General features: G+C 71.5%; 12 protein-coding genes. 7 read left to right on the top strand and 5 right to left on the bottom strand.

Annotated elements, in window-relative coordinates; all coding sequences use genetic code 11:
* Positions 1-10: 10 nt before the first annotated feature.
* Positions 11-643: a TetR/AcrR family transcriptional regulator gene (locus AC13HU_RS01590; protein ID WP_483039860.1), complete on the bottom strand. Its 633-nt coding sequence runs from the start codon at positions 641-643 to the stop codon at positions 11-13.
* A gap of 283 nt (positions 644-926) precedes the next feature.
* Between AC13HU_RS01590 and AC13HU_RS01585 the strand changes: the two genes are divergently transcribed.
* The 4 genes from AC13HU_RS01585 (at position 927) to AC13HU_RS01570 (ending at position 5,222) form a co-directional block, all read left to right on the top strand.
* Positions 927-1,901 (top strand): co-chaperone YbbN, encoded by a 975-nt coding sequence (locus tag AC13HU_RS01585; RefSeq protein WP_483039859.1) that lies wholly within the window; start codon positions 927-929, stop codon positions 1,899-1,901.
* Between the two features lie 610 nt (positions 1,902-2,511).
* Positions 2,512-3,153, top strand: coding sequence for a DUF6230 family protein (locus tag AC13HU_RS01580; protein ID WP_483039858.1), 642 nt, complete (start codon positions 2,512-2,514; stop codon positions 3,151-3,153).
* A gap of 115 nt (positions 3,154-3,268) precedes the next feature.
* The gene (locus AC13HU_RS01575; RefSeq protein ID WP_483039857.1) at positions 3,269-3,883 is read left to right on the top strand and encodes a DUF6114 domain-containing protein; all 615 of its coding nucleotides are present in this window, start codon (positions 3,269-3,271) and stop codon (positions 3,881-3,883) included.
* Positions 3,873-5,222 (top strand): hydrogenase expression protein HypF, encoded by a 1,350-nt coding sequence (locus tag AC13HU_RS01570; RefSeq protein ID WP_483039856.1) that lies wholly within the window; start codon positions 3,873-3,875, stop codon positions 5,220-5,222. Before AC13HU_RS01575 ends, AC13HU_RS01570 begins: the two co-directional genes overlap by 11 nt.
* A 111-nt stretch (positions 5,223-5,333) precedes the next feature.
* Here the strand turns inward: AC13HU_RS01570 and pyk are convergent, their stop codons facing one another.
* The 3 genes from pyk to pta form a co-directional block, all read right to left on the bottom strand.
* Positions 5,334-6,752 carry a pyruvate kinase gene (gene pyk, locus AC13HU_RS01565; protein WP_483039855.1) on the bottom strand — a complete coding sequence of 473 codons (1,419 nt, stop codon included), beginning with the start codon at positions 6,750-6,752 and terminating at the stop codon, positions 5,334-5,336.
* Between the two features lie 64 nt (positions 6,753-6,816).
* Positions 6,817-8,001, bottom strand: a complete 1,185-nt coding sequence (locus AC13HU_RS01560; protein WP_483039854.1) for an acetate kinase — start codon at positions 7,999-8,001, stop codon at positions 6,817-6,819.
* Positions 7,998-10,079 (bottom strand): phosphate acetyltransferase, encoded by a 2,082-nt coding sequence (gene pta, locus AC13HU_RS01555; RefSeq protein WP_483039853.1) that lies wholly within the window; start codon positions 10,077-10,079, stop codon positions 7,998-8,000. Before pta ends, AC13HU_RS01560 begins: the two co-directional genes overlap by 4 nt.
* 269 nt (positions 10,080-10,348) lie before the next feature.
* Here pta and AC13HU_RS01550 point away from each other — a divergent pair, with 269 nt between their 5' ends.
* The 3 genes from AC13HU_RS01550 (at position 10,349) to AC13HU_RS01540 (ending at position 14,285) form a co-directional block, all read left to right on the top strand.
* Positions 10,349-11,347, top strand: a complete 999-nt coding sequence (locus tag AC13HU_RS01550; protein ID WP_483039852.1) for a 2-hydroxyacid dehydrogenase — start codon at positions 10,349-10,351, stop codon at positions 11,345-11,347.
* Between the two features lie 85 nt (positions 11,348-11,432).
* Positions 11,433-12,458, top strand: a complete 1,026-nt coding sequence (locus tag AC13HU_RS01545; RefSeq protein ID WP_483039851.1) for an ATP-dependent 6-phosphofructokinase — start codon at positions 11,433-11,435, stop codon at positions 12,456-12,458.
* A gap of 147 nt (positions 12,459-12,605) precedes the next feature.
* Positions 12,606-14,285, top strand: a complete 1,680-nt coding sequence (locus AC13HU_RS01540; protein ID WP_483039850.1) for a glycosyltransferase family 2 protein — start codon at positions 12,606-12,608, stop codon at positions 14,283-14,285.
* A gap of 30 nt (positions 14,286-14,315) precedes the next feature.
* Here the strand turns inward: AC13HU_RS01540 and glgB are convergent, their stop codons facing one another.
* The gene (gene glgB / locus AC13HU_RS01535) at positions 14,316-16,469 is read right to left on the bottom strand and encodes a 1,4-alpha-glucan branching enzyme (protein WP_483039883.1); all 2,154 of its coding nucleotides are present in this window, start codon (positions 16,467-16,469) and stop codon (positions 14,316-14,318) included.
* Positions 16,470-16,727 lie beyond the last annotated feature (258 nt).

Here is a 16,727-nt window from a genome sequence, read left to right as displayed (position 1 = left end):
TCCGCCGGGTTCAGCAGCCCGGCTTCGCGGTCAGGCCGTCCACCAGCAGCCGGGCCAGCCGGTCGGCCCACTCCTGGTCGACCGGCTCCGAACTGACCATCACACGGTGCACCACCGCGCCCGCCACCACGTCGAAGATCAGGTCGTCGCGAGCCGGGTCCGCGGTGCCGTCGTCGCCGGGCAACTCGCCGCGCGACTGCGCGCGGGCCCGGCCGAGCAGCACCAGATGCTTCTGCCGGTCGACGATCGCCTCCCGGATACGTTCGCGCAGCGCCTCGTCGTGGCCCGCCTCGGCGACCACCGCCATCAACGAGGTCCGGGTCTCCGGGCGGTTGAGCAGTTCGGCGAAGCGCAGCACCACGCCCTTGATGTCGGCCCGCAGGCTGCCGCGGTCGGGCAGTTCCAACTGCTCCTCGAAGAGCGCCGCGAGCGCGTCCACCACCAGCTCGTTCTTGCCCGCCCAGCGCCGGTACAAGGTGGTCTTCGCCACGCCGGCGCGGGCCGCCACGTCGCCGAGGGTCAACCCGCCGAAGCCCAACTCCACCAGCGCCGCGCGGGTCGCGTCCAGGATCGCGCGGTCGGCTCGGGCACTTCTGGGCCGGCCGGTGCGTTTGTTGGAGTGGGCCGGCGGAGTGGGGGACATAGGCCGGACCATACCGGCCAGTAGCCTTCGTGGACCGGGTGATCGTTGTCACAACACCCGCCACTGCACGGCCCCTGCCCGGCAGTTACGCTACGACTCGTAGCGAAAGGGTGGACCGTGCAGGCCCACCGACGCGACAACCACACCGTGCGGACGGGGATTCCGTACCGAGCGCATACCGCGGCGGCGTACCCGCCGTGGCGGGGACCATCACCCGCACCCGCAATCCGGCGGGTCCCGGGGTCTGTACACGCTTTGCTCCGCGAGGGGGGAGGATTGCCTCATGCAGCCACGGAACATGTCCATGAGCGGCGTGGTCGACCTCGCCGCCGTGAAGGCGGCCACTGAGGCCAAGGCGAAGGCCGAGCAGGCCAGGGCACAGCGCCAGGAGGCCGGCCCGGGCGCCACCCCCGCCTCCCCGCTCGTCATCGAGGTGACCGAGGAGACCTTCGAGAGCGATGTCCTGCAGCGCTCCGCCGAGGTCCCGGTCGTCATCAGCTTCTGGGCCGATCAGGCCGAGCAGAGCAAGCAACTCAACGCGGTGCTGGAGCGGCTGACCGGCCAGTACCGGGGGCGCTTCGTCCTTGCCACGGCCGAGGTCTACGCCAACCAGATGCTCTTCCAGCAGTTCGGCGTCCAGGGGGTGCCGGCGGTCTACGCGGTGCTGGCCGGGCAGGCGATGCCGCTCTTCCAGGGCGCCGCCCCCGAGGAGCAGATCACCGAGGTGCTCGACCAGGTGATCGCGGTCGCCGAGCAGCGGTTCGGCATCGTCGGCGCCGAGGTGGACCCGGGCGACGTGGTCGAGCAGCCCGCCGAGCCGGCCCCGCCCCGCCCCGCCACCCCGCAGGAACTCGCGCTCGGCGCGGCGCACGAGGCGCTGGACGCGGGCGTCCTCGCCGGTGCCATCGAGGCGTACAAGAACGTACTGGCCGGCGAGCCGGCCAACGCCGAGGCCAAACTGGGCCTGGCCCAGGCGGAGTTGCTGCAACGGGTGGAGGGTGCCGACGCGCAGCAGGTGCGGCAGGCGGCGGCCGGCGCGCCCGGTGACGTCGACGCCCAACTCGCCGCGTCCGACCTCGATCTGGTCGGCGGTCACGTCGAGGACGCCTTCGGGCGGCTGGTGGACACCGTGCGCCGCACCGCGGGCGAGGACCGCGACCGGGTGCGGCTGCGGCTGCTGGAACTGTTCGAGGTGATCGGCCCGGACGACCCGCGGGTGGCCGCGGCGCGTACCGCACTGGCCAGGGTGCTGTTCTGACCCGCGCGGTGGGCTTCGCGTACTCAGGGTTTTAGCGACACGGCGGCCGCACTTTATCAAACCGTGACAATGGGCGGCCGCTGTTACTTCCGGTAGGAAGCCCACCCCCCTTTGCCAGTTGTTGTCCGGTGATGCCGGATTAGCTCTCCCCAGATTTGGTTACGCAGCGTCATATTAATCGGTCTGGCGATCATGTTGGTGACGCTCTGCCGTTACTCGCTGGTAACGAACCCCCTTGTGCACCGGCCCCGAATGGACCACGATCGGCCAAGCTCGGTCCCGTAACCGTGCGTCCGGTCGCCAGCCGGTGCGACGGCAACGGGTCCCCACCGGGCGGGGTGCGCGGTGATCGCCGCTGCCCCGGGACAGGGGGGTCTCCGTCCACGGATGGAACCGGATGGAGCCTGTCCCGCAAGGTTGCGCGAGAGCGTGGCCAGTGGTTGTCGCTCGGGGGTGATCGCCGACGTTCGGACACCGCCGTCCGTAACTCCCCTGGGAGGGACGGCCCGCCGACCACCGGCGCTCTCCTTTCCGAGGACGTAGCACTTCTCCCATCCCGGGCCGGGCTCGAACGATCCGGCCGGAGATGTACGTCCGAGAAGGAGGAAGTATGGAGTCGCTCGTTCGTGGCGGTACCAGATGGCGGCGGTTCGCCGTCGTCATGGTGCCGAGTGTCGCGGCCACGGCCGTGATAGGCGTGGCACTGGCTCAGGGGGCGCTGGCCGCGTCCTTCAGCGTGTCGGGCCAGGAGTTCAAGGTGCACGCCGACACCTTGAACGGCAAGGGGTTCGTGCAGTACGGCAATGTGGATGTGCAGCACGGCGGTAAGTCGGCCGTGCCGGTCGCCGTTTCGGCCTTCAAGTCGGCCACCATCACCGGCCTGTGCCAGTCGGTGGTCGTCCCGGCGCCGATCATCGGCGACGTGACGCTGAAGCTCACCGCCGGCAACCACGGCAAGAAGGTCCAGGCGAGCAACCTCTACATCGACCTGAACCAGCTCGATGCGGACGCGACCTTCTACGACATCAACATCGGTGTCGCGGCCGGTGACACCGACCCGAGTTACGCGAAGCCCGAGTCGTCGGTCACCAGCACCGAGGCCGGTGCCTCGTCGTTCGCACAGGAGGCCAAGGCGGCTGTCCTGACGAACGTGAACCAGACCGCTTGGGCGACCAGCGCCGGCACCTTCAAGCTCGCCGGCCTGAGCATGAGCGTGAAGAAGGGCTCCGGCTCCGGAGTCGAGTGCTACTAGGCGTCTTCGCGACAGCCACGCCACGTGGCCACGGGCGAGTCGCGCCGGACGCGGCTCGCCCAGGCCACCGAACGAATCCCCACCGCACCAAGCCAGTCCCAGGGAGCTGTTTTCGATGAGCGCCGAGTCGACAGGACTGAGTGCCCGGTTCCGCTACGGACGTCTGGCGTTCCGTCACTGGAGATGGCAACGCCCCTTCTGGGCCGGACTGCTGACCCTCGTGTCGGGCCTCCCCATCACGTACTTCCCGTACGCGGACCTCACGCTCGGCCAGCTGACCGTGCGGATGTCCACCACCACCGGGTCCGCCTCGCTGATCATCGGTGTGCTGCTGTTCGTACTGGGCCTGACCATGTGGTTCCAGCCCGTGGTGCGGATCTTCGCCGGGGTCGCCACCATCATGCTCGGGCTGGTGTCGCTGGTGGAGTCCAACGTCGGCGGCTTCCTGATGGGCTTCGTGCCCGCGCTGCTCGGCGGCGCGCTCGCCCTGTCCTGGGCGCCCGGCGTCCCGGCGACGGACGAGCCCGGTGAGAAGGCCGAGTTGCCCGACGGCGACCCGGGCCCGGCGGGCGAGGACGAGGGCATTCCGGACGCCACGCGCCTGGACAAGCCGTTCGTGCCCGGGCAGGTGCATGGCGCCGGGTACCAAGGCGCCGAGGAGCCGGTGCTCGCCGGCGGCCGCGGCGACGAAGAGACCACCAAGGAGAACGGGAGGCACCGTGCTGGGTGACGACGCTCAGCCGGCCACGAGCGACGGGCCACGCGTCAGGGCGACCTCGGGGCCGCGCCACGCGGCTCCGCGCAAGTCGCTGCTGACCAAACTGCATGTCCCCGCCGGAAAGGCGGTGGCGCTCGCCGCGATGCCCACGGCGGTGCTGATGGGCATGGGTATGACCCCGCATCTCGCGCAGGCCGACGAGCCCTCGACCCCGTCGTTCGCACCCGGTGCGTGCGTCACCCAGTCCGACACGCCGTCTCCGACGGCGAGCGGGCAGGACGCCAAGGACACCAAGGACGGCAAGAAGGCGGACAAGGGCGGCAAGGACGCGAAGTCCGGGTCGTCCGGCAAGGACGGCGGCGCCAAGGACGGCACGGGCACCCCCTCGCCGTCGGCCGGCCCGCAGGGCGACAAGCCGGCGCCGACCGCCAGTCCGACCGCGCCCGCTTCGGGCGACAGCGCGGCCAAGGGGTCCAAGTCCGCGGCCACCACCGCTCCGACACCGACGCCGAGCCCGACCTCGTCGTACAACCCGCTGGACCCGCTGGGCCTGGGCGACCTGCTGAACGGGCTGCTGGGCGGCGGCGCGAAGTCCGACCCGGCCCCCGCGCCCACCACGGCGAACCCGACCCCGGCGCCGACCACCTCCGCGCCGAAGCCGGACCCTTCGCCCACCAGCGGTTCGGGTGCGGGCGGTTCGACGGACGGCGGCAAGAAGGCCGGCAAGGCCGCGAAGGACAAGGGCAGCACGGACGCCGCCAAGAAGGCCACCAAGGCCCTCAAGGACGCCACCGCGACCCCGAAGCCGACGGCCACCCCGTCGCCCTCGTCCACGGCCGGCTCCGACGGCGGCAAGCAGGGCTACCCCTGCCCGACGTACGACGCCAAGGCGCTCGACGACGCGAAGACCGAGGGGGGCATACCCCTCCTGCCGGACCAGCCCTGGACGCTCAAGAGCAGCATCCTGACCCTGCACGGCCTGAGTTACGACGGCATCGTGCAGGTCAAGACCGCCGGCGGTGAGGTCAAGGACGTCCTGAAGTTCACCACCACCGGCATCGACATCGGCGACCTCGACCAGTTCGTGGTCGGCCCGAACGGCAAGGGCCATACCGAGGTCAAGGCCGCCAAGGGCTCCACGTCCACGATCACCGGCGGCACCACGACGCTCTACACCGAGTCGCTCAGCGGCAATCTGCTCGGCCTGATCCCGATCACGTTCACGCCGAAGGCCCCGCCGCCGCTGACCCTGCCGGAGCTGTTCTTCACCGACGTGACGGTCATCAACGCCGGCCAGTTCGGCGGCAACCTGCACATCCCCGGCATGCAGGTGCTGCCCGGCCAGCCGTAGCGGTCAGTCGTAGCGGCAGGTCGGCCGGCTGCGGCCGGTCCGCGTCCCGCGCACAGGAAGCGGCCACGTACCCCCTCCCACAGGGGTGCGTGGCCGCTGGTCGTCGCGCCGTCAGTTCCCGAGGTGGTGCACCCGGACCAGGTTGGTGGTGCCGGGGACACCGGGCGGGGAGCCGGCCGTGATGATGACGGTGTCGCCCTTGGCGTACTCCGACAACTTGAGCATCTCCCGGTCGACCAACTCCACCATCGCGTCGGTGTTGTCGACGTGCTCGACCACGAACGTCTCGACGCCCCAGGTCAGCGCGAGCTGGTTGCGGGTGGCGGGGTCGGTGGTGAAGGCGACCACCGGCTCGGGCACCCGGTAGCGGGCCAACCGGCGGGCGGTGTCACCGGACTTGGTGAACGCCACCAGGGTGCGCGCGTCCAGGAAGTCGGCCAGCTCGGCCGCCGCACGGGCCACCGCGCCGCCCTGGGTACGGGGCTTCTTGCCCGGCGCCAGCGGCTGGAGCCCCCGGCACAGCAGTTCCTCCTCGGCCGCCTCCACGATCCGCGACATCGTCTTGACCGTCTCGATCGGGTACTTGCCGACCGAGGACTCCGCCGACAGCATCACCGCGTCCGCGCCGTCCAGGATCGCGTTGGCCACGTCGGACGCCTCGGCGCGGGTCGGCCGGGAGTTGGTGATCATCGACTCCATCATCTGGGTCGCCACGATCACCGGCTTGGCGTTGCGCCGGCACAGCTCGATCAGCCGCTTCTGCACCACCGGCACCCGCTCCAGCGGGTACTCCACCGCGAGGTCGCCGCGGGCCACCATCACGGCGTCGAACGCCATGACGACGTCCTCCATGTTCTCCACCGCCTGCGGCTTCTCCACCTTGGCGATGACCGGGACCCGGCGGCCCTCCTCGTCCATCACCCGATGAACGTCGCGCACGTCCTTGGCGTCGCGGACGAAGGAGAGCGCGACCATGTCGACGCCCATCCGCAGCGCGAACCGCAGGTCGTCGATGTCCTTCGCGGACAGCGCGGGCACGTTCACCGAAGCGCCGGGCAGGTTGATGCCCTTGTGGTCGGAGATCACGCCGCCCTCGACCACCAGCGAGCGGACCCGGGAGCCCTCGACCTCGATGACCCGCAGGGCCACGTTGCCGTCGTTGATGAGGATCGGGTCGCCCTGCGAGACGTCGCCGGGCAGGCCCTTGTAGGTGGTGCCGCAGATCGTCCGGTCGCCGGGCACCTCCTCGGTGGTGATGACGAACTCGTCGCCGGCCACCAGCTCCACCGGTCCGTCGGCGAAGGTGGCCAGCCGGATCTTCGGCCCCTGGAGGTCGGCGAGGATGCCGACCGCGCGGCCGGTCTCCTCGGCGACCTTGCGCACGCGCTGGTAGCGGCTCTCGTGCTCGGCGTGGCTGCCATGGCTGAAGTTGAGTCGGGCCACGTTCATACCGGCGTCGACCAGCGTCTTGAGCTGGTCATACGAGTCGACGGCGGGACCCAGGGTGCAGACGATCTTGGCTCGGCGCATGGGCATTATCCTATCGGTTTGTTCCACTCCGGAATAATCTGGGGCTGCGTGGCCGTGCCTGCCATCAGCCGTCCGCTTCGGGACCTCGGGCGCCGGCCCTCACGCCTGCCAAGGCATAAGTATCCCGCGCGATCTCGAACTCCTCATCAGTGGGGACCACCGCCACCGCCACCCGGCCGGCGGCGGTGGAGATCAGCCGGGCGCCCGAGGCGCGTACCGCGTTGTGCACCGGGTCGAGCGCGATGCCCAGGCCCTCCAGGTCCTGGAGGGCGGCGGCGCGGACCGCGGCGGAGTTCTCGCCGACGCCCGCGGTGAAGGCGATCGCGTCCACCCGGCCGAGCACCGCGGTGAACGCGCCGATGTAGCGGCGCAGCCGGTGGATGTAGACGTCGAAGGCGAGCCGGGCGGCCGGGTCGCCCTCGCCCATCCGGCGGCCGATCTCCCGCATGTCATTGGCGCCGCACAGGCCCAGCAGGCCGGACCGCTTGTTGAGCAGGGTGTCGACCTCGTCGGTGCTCATGCCGCCGACCCGCTCCAGGTGGAGGACCACCGCCGGGTCGATGTCCCCGGAGCGGGTGCCCATCACCAGGCCCTCCAGCGGGGTCATGCCCATCGAGGTGTCCACGCAGACCCCGCCGCGTACGGCCGACGCCGAGGCGCCGTTGCCCAGGTGCAGCACGATCACGTTGACCTCGCCGGGCTCCTTGCCGAGCAGCGCGGCCGTGGCCCGGGAGACGTAGGCGTGCGAGGTGCCGTGGAAGCCGTAGCGGCGGATGCCGTACCGGTCGGCGGTGGCCGCGTCGATCGCGTAGCGGGCCGCGGCCTCCGGGATGGTGGCGTGGAAGGCGGTGTCGAAGACCGCCACCTGCGGCAGGTCGGGGCGCAGTTCGCGGGCGACCTTGATGCCGGTGATGTTCGCCGGGTTGTGCAGCGGGGCGAGCGGCACCAGCTGCTCGATCTCGGCGACCACCTCGTCGGTGATCAGGGTCGGCTCGGTGAAGCGGGTGCCGCCGTGCACCACCCGGTGCCCGACCGCCGCCAGTTCGGGCGAGTCCAGGCCCAGGCCCTGCTCGCCGAGTTGCCGGGCGACCAGCCGCAGCGCCTCGGCGTGGTCGGCGACGCCGCCCTCCTCGCCGATCCGCTCCACCACGCCGGAGGCGGGCCGGGAGTGGTCGGCCATGTCGAGCAACTGGTACTTCACCGACGAGGAGCCGGAGTTGAGCACGAGTACGCGGGTCGCCGCTGTCACCGGGGGTCCCCCTGGGCCTGGATCGCGGTGATCGCGACCGTGTTGACGATGTCCTGCACCAGCGCGCCCCGGGACAGGTCGTTCACCGGCTTGCGCAGCCCCTGCAGGACCGGGCCGACCGCGACCGCGCCGGCCGAGCGCTGCACGGCCTTGTAGGTGTTGTTGCCGGTGTTGAGGTCGGGGAAGATCAGCACCGTGGCCTGGCCGGCCACCGCGGAACCCGGCAGCTTGGCCGCCGCGACCACCGGGGAGACCGCCGCGTCGTACTGGATCGGGCCCTCGACCAGCAGGTCGGGCCGCTGCGCGCGGACCAGGTCGGTGGCGGCCCGCACCTTGTCCACATCGGCGCCCGAGCCGGAGGTGCCGGTGGAGTACGACAGCATCGCCACCCGCGGCTGCACGTCGAAGCGCGCCGCGGTGCCCGCCGCCTGGATCGCGATGTCCGCCAGCTGCTCGGCGTCCGGGTCCGGGTTCACCGCGCAGTCGCCGTAGACCAGTACCCGGTCGGCCAGGCACATGAAGAACACCGACGAGACGATGGCCGCGCCCGGCCGGGTCTTGATGATCTCGAAGGCCGGGCGGATCGTGGCGGCCGTGGAGTGCACCGCGCCCGACACCATGCCGTCGGCCAGGCCCTCCTGCACCATCAAGGTGCCGAAGTACGACACGTCGGCGACCACGTCGTACGCCAGCTCGTAGCTGACGCCCTTGTGCGCGCGGAGCTTGGCGTACAGGGCGGCGAAACGGTCCCGCAGCGGCGAGGTGTGCGGATCGACGATGTCCAGCGCCGGGTCGTCCAGGCCGATGCCGAGGTCGCCCGCCTTCTTGCGGACCACGTCCTCCTCGCCGAGCAGGGTCAGCTCGCACACGCCCCGGCGCAGCAGCACCTCGGCGGCCCGCAGGATGCGCTCCTCGCTGCCCTCGGGCAGCACGATCCGCCGTTTGTTGGACCTGGCCCGCTCCAGCAGCGCGTGCTCGAACATCATCGGGGTGACCCGCGCGGAGCGGGCCACCGACAGCCGGCCGGTCAGCTCGGCGGTGTCCACATGCGTCTCGAACAGGCCGAGCGCGGTCTCCGCCTTGCGCGGGGTGCCCGCGCCGAGCTTGCCGTCCAGGCCGAACAGCTCGGTCGCGGTGAGGAACGACCCGGTCGGCACCGCCACCACCGGTGTGCCGGGGGCGAGCCGGTGGGCCAGCTGAAGGATGTCCGGGCCGGGCTTCTCGCCCAGCGTCAGCAGCACACCCGCGATCGGCGGCGACCCGGCCGAGTGCGCCGCCAGCGACCCTATGATCAGATCGGCGCGGTCGCCGGGGGTGACCACCACGCACCCGGTGGTCAGCGCGGGCAGGAACGTCGGCAGCATCGCACCGCCGAAGACGAAGTCCAGCGCGTCCCGGGCCAGCCCCGCGTCGTCGCCGAGCAGCACCTCCGCGCCCAGCGTCTCCACGATCTGCCGGACCGTCGGCGCGGACAGCGCCGGCTCGTCGGGCAGCACGTACACCGGCACGTCCAGGCTGCGCCGCAACTGCTCGGTCGCCGCGTCGAGCTGCGCCGGGTCCACCCGGTTGGCGATCATCGCGATCACGTCGCAGCCGAGGTTGGTGTAGGCGTGGTGGGCGTTGCGGACCTCGGCGACCACCGACTCGGCGAGGTGGTCGCGACCGCCGATCACCGGCAGCACCGACGCGCCGCACTCGTTCGCCAGCCGGGCGTTGACCCCCAGCTCGGCGGGCAGGTTCGTGGCGGCGAAGTCCGAGCCGAGGATCAGCACCGTGTCGTAGCTCTCGGCGACCCGCAGATAGCCCTCGACGAGCCGGGCGGTCAGCGCCTCCTGGCCCTGTTCGGCCTGGAGCGCGGCGGCCTCCTCGTATCCCATGCCGAAGACCGTCGCCGGGTCCTGGGCGAGCCGGTAGCGGCCGCGGAGCAGCTCGAAGATCCGGTCGGGGGTGTCATGGACCAGCGGGCGGTAGATCCCGACCCGGTCCACCTGCCGGGTCAGCAGCTCCATTATTCCGAGTTCCACTACCTGGCGGCCGTCGCCACGGCCGATGCCCGTGACATAGACGCTGCGCGTCACCCCTGTGCTCCGTTCCTGCCGTACCTGTGCCGCGGGCCGGTCCCCGGCCCGCGTGGTGTGAATAGGTGCGTACGTGCGTACGTACAGCAGACGCTAACGCGCCAACCGGGCGAATGCCCGACGAGGGCGGGGCATACCGGGGTCGCGTCGGGGGACGGGCGGTGCACTGGGCCGTTCGGGCTCCGCGGCCGGGCGCGGCCCGACGGGTCCGGCGGGGCGGACCGACTGCGCACGTAGGGTGAGGGGGAGCGGAGAGGGAGGGCGGTGCCATGGAGGTCCTGGCCACCGGAGTGCAGCGCGACGAGCGGCCCCTGCTGGAGCGCGCCTTCGCGCCGCGGCACGAGGTCCGCTGCCTGGAGACCGTCCTGACCGCCGACACCCTCCCGCTCGCAGTGGGCTACGAAGCGGTGTCGACCAGCGTCAACGCGGTTCTGGACGGGCCCGCGCTGGAGACGCTGGTGCGCGGCGGCACCCGGCTGATCACCCAGCGCTCCACCGGCTACAACAACATCGACCTCGCGCACGCCGAGCGGCTGGGGCTGACCGTGGCCCGGGTGACCCGCTACTCCCCGTACGCGGTGGCGGAGTTCGCGTGGGCGCTGGCGATGGCGCTCAACCGCCGGATCGTGCGGGCCGCTTCGCGCACCCGCGACTTCGACTTCCGGATGGACGGACTGCTCGGCCGCGACTTCCACGGCCGCACCGCCGGAGTGATCGGCACCGGGCGGATCGGCGCGGCGTTCGCCGCGATCGCCCGCGGCTTCGGTATGCGGCTGCTCGGCTGGGACATCTCGGTCAACCCGCAGTGCCAGGAGATGGGGATGGAGTACGTCGAGCTGGACCGGCTGCTGCGCGAGTCCGATCTGGTCAGCCTGCACGTGCCGCTGATGCCCTCCACCCACCACCTGCTCGGCGTCCGGCGGTTGGCCGAGCTCAAGGACGACGCGATCGTGGTCAACACCAGCCGCGGCGCGCTGATCGACGCCGAGGCGCTGGTGGACACGCTGCGCGAGGGCCGGCTCGGCGGGGTGGGGCTCGACGTGTACGAGGAGGAGGCCGGCGTCTTCTTCTACGACAAGTCGCTCGAGGTGATGACCGACGACACCCTGGCGCGGCTGCTGACCTTCACGCATGTGCTGGTCACCTCGCACCAGGCGTACTTCACGGTGGACGCGGTGGAGGAGATCATCGCGGCGACCGTCCGCAATGTGGACGACTATGTCGTCGGGCGGATCACGGAGTGCACGCTGATCCCGAAGTCCCCGTGACGCCGGGGGCCGCCCGACCCGCCAGGCGGTGCGGACCCGCGCCCGCCCCGCGAACCGCTACCCGTGTCTCCTGGAGAGATCGCCCATGCGAATCGGAGTGCTCACCGCCGGCGGCGACTGCCCCGGCCTCAACGCCGTCATCCGCTCGGTCGTGCATCGCGCGCTGACCGGCCACGCGGACGAGGTGATCGGCTTCGAGGACGGCTTCGTCGGCCTGCTGGAGGGCCGTTTCCGTGAGCTCGACCTCAACTCCGTCAGCGGCATCCTGGCCCGCGGCGGCACCATCCTCGGCTCGGCCCGGCTGGAGCGCGCCCGGCTGCGCGAGGCCGCCGACAACGCCGACGAACTGTGCGCCGAGTACGGCATCGACGTGCTGATCCCGATCGGCGGCGAGGGCACTTTGACCGCCGCCCGGATGCTCTCCGACGCCGGGATGCCGGTGGTCGGGGTGCCCAAGACGATCGACAACGACATCAACGGCACCGACCGCACCTTCGGCTTCGACACCGCCGTCACCGTCGCCTCCGAGGCGATCGACCGGCTGCAGACCACCGCCGAGTCGCACCAACGGGTCATGGTGGTCGAGGTGATGGGCCGGCACGCGGGCTGGATCGCCCTGGAGGCGGGCATGGCCAGCGGCGCGCACGGCATCTGCGTGCCCGAGCGGCCCTTCGACCCGGCCGACCTGGTGGGCATGGTCGAGAAGCGCTTCGCCCGCGGGAAGAAGTTCGCGGTGGTCTGCGTCGCGGAGGGCGCGCACCCGGCGAAGGACACCATGGACTACGACGTCGGCGCGATCGACAAGTACGGCCACGAGCGCTTCACCGGCATCGGCACTACCCTGGCCGGCGAGTTGGAGACCCGGCTGGGCAAGGAGGCCCGCCCGGTCATCCTCGGCCACATCCAGCGCGGCGGTGTCCCCACCCCGTACGACAGGGTGCTGGCCACCCGCTTCGGCTGGCACGCGGTCGAGGCCGCGCACGCCGGTTCGTTCGGCCACATGACCGCGCTGCACGGCACCCGGATCGTGATGGTGCCGCTGGCCGACGCCATCACCCACCTCAAGACCGTTCCCGAGGACCGGATGGAAGAGGCCGAATCGGTGTACTGACCGCCGGGGCCGTTCACTTGAGGCCCGCTACCCGAGTCCGTCGTCCGCGGACCTTCACGCGCCGGTCAAGTCCCGTACAACTCTTCGCCACGTTCGGCAGTCTCCCATGCAAAGCACTGTTCAAGCGGTGCGTGGAGGGGAATTGCCGTGCTGAAGGCCAGTATTGTCGTACCCGTTTACAACGCCGGAGAGTACATAGACCGTTGCGCTCCGTCGCTGACCGGGCAGACCATTGGGCCGGACGCCTATGAGGTCATTTACGTCGACGACGGTTCCACCGATGACTCGGCAAAGCGGCTGGCCCGGTTGGCCGAGGAGTTCACGCACGTCAGAGTGCATGAGCAGGAGAACTCCGGCTGGCCGGGAAAACCCCGCAACGTGGGGATCAGGCTGGCCCGGGGCGCGTATGTGCACTTCGTCGACCAGGACGACGAACTCGCCCCCGACGCACTGGAACGGCTGCACGCGCTCGCGGTGCGCAACGGCTCCGACATCGTGTTCGGAAAGGCGCACGGCGAGATGCAGGGGCCCGGGAACATCTTCCGGCACACCCGGGAGCGCTGCTCGGTCCAGGACACCGAACTCTTCGAGACGCTCACCCCGCACAAGATGTTCCGCCGCGACTTCCTGCTGGAACACGGCATCGAATTCCCCGAGGGCCGGGTCCGGTTGGAGGACCAGCTCTTCCTCGCCCGCGCCTACCCGCTGGCCAGGACCGTCTCCATCCTCGGCGACCGCCCCGTCTACCACTGGCAGCGGCGCGGCGACGGCGGCAACAACAGCAGCCGGCCGCCCAGCCCCGAGGACTACTACGGGCACCTGCGCAACGTGGTGCGCGCGGTCAAGGAGCGCTCCGAGCCCGGCGAGGTCCAGGACCGCATGCTGCGCCGCAACTACCGGGTGGAGATCCTCCGTCCGGTCACCGAGCCCCGGGTGCTCCAGCGCACCGGCAAGCAACTGGAGCGCCACTTCCGGATCGTCCGCGACCTGGCCCGCGAGGAGTTCCCGCCCGGTGTCGCCGCCGGACTGCCCGGCATCGCGGGGCTGCGGGCCCACCTGCTGGAGCAGGGCAACCTCGACGGGCTGGTCGCACTCGGCCGCCGTTCCCAGGACATCCGGCTGCGCGTCGAGGTCGGCGCCGCGCGCTGGCACGGCGGCCGGCTCACGCTGCCGCTGCGGGTCTGGCTGGCGCACGCCGACGGCAGCCCGGTCACCCTCGCCCGGCAGGCCGACGGCCGCCTCCTGCTCGACCCCGGGCTGCTGGCCGACATACCCGGCCAGGACACGTGGGAGGTCAAGGACCCCTTCGCGTACGCGCACGGCGAGGTGCTGGTCAAGGACCCCCGGCGGACCCTGTACTGGTACCCGGAGAACGACCTGCGCCCGCGGCTGGAGGACGTCGGGGACGGCCGCTGCCACGTCGTACTCGCCGCCGACACCGTCATCGACCCGCTCACCCTCGCCGGCGGCGGCCCCCTGGACCCCGGGCGCTACGAACTGTGGCTGGACGTCCAGTCGCTGGGCGTGGGCCGCCGCCCGCGGGTGACCCTCCCCGCGAGCGCCCGCAGCGCCGGCCACCCCGGTCGGCACGCCGCCCGCCTCGCCGTCGTCGGCACCCCGCCGCGCATGGTCGTGGCCGGCTGGAACGGCCCGGGCGGCCAGCTCCAACTGCGCGTCTCCCCGCCGCAGAAGACCTCCCTGCGGCGCGCCGTCCTGATGCGGGCAGCCGCCGACGAGCGGCTGCGTTCCCCCGCGAAGGCCGTCTTCCGCCGACTGCCGCCGTCCGCCCGCGCCCACCTGCGCCGCACGCTGCGACCCGACGTCTGACCCGCGGGCGGCCGGCGCGGCGCGGCCGGCTCAGTCGATGGCCGGCCGCAGCCAGAGCGTGGCGAGCGGGGGGACGGTGACCGCGATGCTGTGACGGCGGCCGTGCCAGGGGGACGGCTCGCTCTTGAGCTGCCCCTCGATCCGCACGCCGCTGCCGCCGTAGCGGGCCTCGTCGGTGTTGAGCACCTGGGTCCAGACGCCTTCGGGGCAGCCGAGCCGGTAGTCCTGGCGCACCACCGGGGAGAAGTTGCTGACGCACATCAGCGGGCGCCCCGCGGTGTCGTACCGCAGGAAGGACAGCGTGTTGTCCTCGGCGGCGCCGCCGTCGATCCACTCGAAGCCGCCCGGGTCGGTGTCGCGCTGCCACAGCGCGGGCGTCGCGGTGTAGACCGCGTTGAGGTCGCGCACCAGGTCGCGCACCCCGCGATGGTCGCCGGCCGCGGAGTAGGTCTCGTCCAGCAGCCACCAGTCCGGGCCGCTTTCGTGCGACCACTCCGCGCCCTGGGCGAACTCCTGCCCCATGAACAGCAGTTGCTTGCCCGGATGGGCCCACATGTAGCCGAGGTAGGCGCGGTGGTCGGCCCGCCGCTGCCACCAGTCGCCCGGCATCTTCTCGACCAACGCCCGCTTGCCGTGCACCACTTCGTCGTGCGAGATGGGCAGCACGTAGTTCTCGCTGTAGGCGTACACCATCGAGAACGTCATCTCGTCGTGGTGGTACTTGCGGTGCACCGGCTCGTGCGCGACGTACTCCAGTGTGTCGTGCATCCAGCCCATGTTCCACTTCAGGCCGAAGCCGAGGCCGCCGAAGCCGGTCGGGCCGACCTGGTGGGTGGGGCGGGTGACGCCGTCCCACGCGGTGGACTCCTCGGCGATGGTGACCGCGCCGGGGCAGCGCCGGTAGACCGTGGCGTTCATCTCCTGGAGGAAGGCCACCGCGTCCAGGTTCTCCCGGCCGCCGTACACGTTGGGCAGCCAGTCGCCGCCCTCCCGGGAGTAGTCGAGGTAGAGCATCGAGGCGACCGCGTCGACCCGCAGGCCGTCGATGTGGAACTCCTCGCACCAGTACACCGCGTTGGCCACCAGGAAGTTGCGGACCTCGGTGCGGCCGAAGTCGAACTCCAGGGTGCCCCAGTCGGGGTGCTCGGCACGGCGCGGGTCGGCCGGTTCGTACAGCGGCTCGCCGTCGAACCGGGCCAGCGCCCATTCGTCCTTCGGGAAGTGCGCCGGCACCCAGTCCATGATCACGCCGATGCCGGCCCGGTGCAGCGCGTCCACCAGGTACCGGAAGTCGTCCGGCGAACCCAGCCGCGAGGTCGGGGCGTAGTAGGAGGTGACCTGGTAGCCCCACGAGCCGCCGAAGGGGTGCTCGGCGACCGGCATCAACTCCACGTGGGTGAAGCCGAGTTCCTGCACGTAGCCGGGCAACTGCTCGGCCAGGCCGCGGTAGTCCAGGCCCGGCCGCCAGGAGGACAGGTGCACCTCGTACACCGACAGCGGGGCGCGGTGCACCGGGATGTCCGCGCGGTGCGCCATCCACTCCGCGTCGTCCCAGTCGTACGCCGACCGCGTGACGATCGACGCGGTGGCCGGGGGCAGTTCGGTGGCGCGGGCCATCGGGTCGGCCTTCATGCCGCGCGAGCCGTCCGGCCGGGTGATCTCGTACTTGTAGGCGGTGCCGGCACCGATCCCCGGCACGAACAGCTCCCACACACCCGAGGAGCCGAGCGAGCGCATCGGCAGCCCGGTGCCGTCCCAGAAGTTGAAGTCCGCGGCCAGCCGCACCCCGCGCGCGTTCGGTGCCCACACCGCGAACCGGGTGCCGCTCACCCCGCCGTGCGTCATCGGCTCCGAGCCCAGCGCCTTCCACAGTTGCTCGTGCCGGCCTTCACCGATCAGGTGCAGGTCCAACTCGCCGAGCGAGGGCAGGAACCGGTACGGGTCGTCGACCACCTGCTCGCCCGCGTCGTACGTCACCGCCAGCCGGTACTCCGCGGGCACGTCCGCGAGGGGTAGGACCGCCGAGAACAACCCGTCGCCCTCCGGCGCCAGTTCGGTCCGCTCCCCGTCCACGACCACCGCCACGGATCGGGCGAACGGGCGCAGCGCCCGTACCCGCACGCCGTCGTCCGTGCGGTGCGCGCCGAGCAGCCCGTGCGGGTCGTGGTGTGCGCCGTTGACCAGCCGCCACTTCTCGTCAGGGCCGAGCCCGGAGCCGTCGTCGGCAGCGGCGCCCTTGCGTTCCGGGGTAGCCGGCACCGTCCCGGTGGGTCGGTTCTGTTCGTTCCGGACCACCTCCCCGGTGGGGGGTTGCTCGCGCAGTTCCCCGCGCCCCTTTGGGGCGCCGTTGTGCTCCGAGGTGGGCCCGGAAGATCCCGTCCCGGTGGAGTGGTTCTGTTTGTTCCGGACCACCTGCCCGGTGGGGGGTTGCTCGCGCAGTTC

It is taken from the genome of Streptomyces sp. NH27 (assembly GCF_056859195.1).
This window is presented reverse-complemented; position numbering and strand designations above follow the sequence as displayed.

What these genes read in the sequence shown, in the direction of transcription:
- AC13HU_RS01590 (WP_483039860.1), bottom strand. Translation starts at nt 643, where the DNA reads ATGTCCCCCACTCCGCCGGCCCACTCCAACAAACGCACCGGCCGGCCC.
- AC13HU_RS01585 (WP_483039859.1), top strand. Translation starts at nt 927, where the DNA reads ATGCAGCCACGGAACATGTCCATGAGCGGCGTGGTCGACCTCGCCGCC.
- AC13HU_RS01580 (WP_483039858.1), top strand. Translation starts at nt 2,512, where the DNA reads ATGGAGTCGCTCGTTCGTGGCGGTACCAGATGGCGGCGGTTCGCCGTC.
- AC13HU_RS01575 (WP_483039857.1), top strand. Translation starts at nt 3,269, where the DNA reads ATGAGCGCCGAGTCGACAGGACTGAGTGCCCGGTTCCGCTACGGACGT.
- pyk (WP_483039855.1), bottom strand. Translation starts at nt 6,752, where the DNA reads ATGCGCCGAGCCAAGATCGTCTGCACCCTGGGTCCCGCCGTCGACTCG.
- AC13HU_RS01550 (WP_483039852.1), top strand. Translation starts at nt 10,349, where the DNA reads ATGGAGGTCCTGGCCACCGGAGTGCAGCGCGACGAGCGGCCCCTGCTG.
- AC13HU_RS01545 (WP_483039851.1), top strand. Translation starts at nt 11,433, where the DNA reads ATGCGAATCGGAGTGCTCACCGCCGGCGGCGACTGCCCCGGCCTCAAC.